We start from the raw sequence: 1,786 nt of genomic DNA, 5'->3' as shown, positions 1-1,786 counted from the left end.
TTGATATGATATAAAAGTTGTCAAAAGCAACCAAGTAGATCTTTGAAAACTGAACAAATTTTCGACAAATCAAATGTGTAGGGTCTCTTAACTAAGAGTTAAGAGCAAACATTTGCGAAGTCAATTCGCTAGTTTCAAAAAGTAACAAAACAATAAGAGCAATCAACTTTTTATATGAGAGTTTGATCCTGGCTCAGGATGAACGCTGGCGGCGTGCCTAATACATGCAAGTCGAACGCATTATCTTCACCGAGTGCTTGCACTCACCGAAGATAATGAGTGGCGAACGGGTGAGTAACACGTGGGTAACCTGCCCAAAAGAGGGGGATAACACTTGGAAACAGGTGCTAATACCGCATAATTTGTTAAACCGCATGGTTTGATAATGAAAGACGGCGTAAGCTGTCACTTTTGGATGGACCCGCGGCGTATTAGCTAGTTGGTGAGGTAAAGGCCCACCAAGGCAATGATACGTAGCCGACCTGAGAGGGTGATCGGCCACATTGGGACTGAGACACGGCCCAAACTCCTACGGGAGGCAGCAGTAGGGAATCTTCCACAATGGACGAAAGTCTGATGGAGCAACGCCGCGTGAGTGAAGAAGGTTTTCGGATCGTAAAGCTCTGTTGTTAGAGAAGAATGTAGGTAAGAGTAACTGTTTACCTAGTGACGGTATCTAACCAGAAAGCCACGGCTAACTACGTGCCAGCAGCCGCGGTAATACGTAGGTGGCAAGCGTTATCCGGATTTATTGGGCGTAAAGCGAACGCAGGCGGTTTTTTAAGTCTGATGTGAAAGCCTTCGGCTCAACCGAAGAAATGCATTGGAAACTGGATAACTTGAGTGCAGAAGAGGAGAGTGGAACACCATGTGTAGCGGTGAAATGCGTAGATATATGGTAGAACACCAGTGGCGAAAGCGGCTCTCTGGTCTGTAACTGACGCTGAGGTTCGAAAGCATGGGTAGCAAACAGGATTAGATACCCTGGTAGTCCATGCCGTAAACGATGAGTGCTAAGTGTTGGAGGGTTTCCGCCCTTCAGTGCTGCAGCTAACGCATTAAGCACTCCGCCTGGGGAGTACGACCGCAAGGTTGAAACTCAAAGGAATTGACGGGGGCCCGCACAAGCGGTGGAGCATGTGGTTTAATTCGAAGCAACGCGAAGAACCTTACCAGGTCTTGACATCTTCTGACAAACCTAGAGATAGGCCGTTCCCTTCGGGGACAGAATGACAGGTGGTGCATGGTTGTCGTCAGCTCGTGTCGTGAGATGTTGGGTTAAGTCCCGCAACGAGCGCAACCCTTATTATTAGTTGCCAGCATTTAGTTGGGCACTCTAATGAGACTGCCGGTGACAAACCGGAGGAAGGTGGGGATGACGTCAAATCATCATGCCCCTTATGACCTGGGCTACACACGTGCTACAATGGACGGTACAACGAGTTGCGAGACCGCGAGGTTAAGCTAATCTCTTAAAGCCGTTCTCAGTTCGGATTGTAGGCTGCAACTCGCCTACATGAAGTTGGAATCGCTAGTAATCGCGGATCAGAATGCCGCGGTGAATACGTTCCCGGGCCTTGTACACACCGCCCGTCACACCATGAGAGTTTGTAACACCCAAAGCCGGTGAGGTAACCTTTTAGGAGCCAGCCGTCTAAGGTGGGACAGATGATTAGGGTGAAGTCGTAACAAGGTAGCCGTAGGAGAACCTGCGGCTGGATCACCTCCTTTCTAAGGAATATTACGGAAACCTACACACTTGTCGAAAATTTGTTTAGTTTTGAGG

At 48.5% G+C, this 1,786-nt stretch carries 1 rRNA gene; it reads left to right on the top strand.

Annotation, left to right across the window (positions count from 1 at the left end):
* The first annotated feature begins 170 nt into the window (after positions 1–170).
* Positions 171–1,731 (top strand): 16S ribosomal RNA (locus AC1RPU_RS07490).
* The last annotated feature ends 55 nt before the right edge of the window (positions 1,732–1,786 follow it).

This window comes from Dellaglioa sp. CoH-55-MRSF-7, from assembly GCF_056782235.1.
Note: the sequence above shows the minus strand (reverse complement) of the source record. Positions and strands in the feature narration are given on the sequence as shown.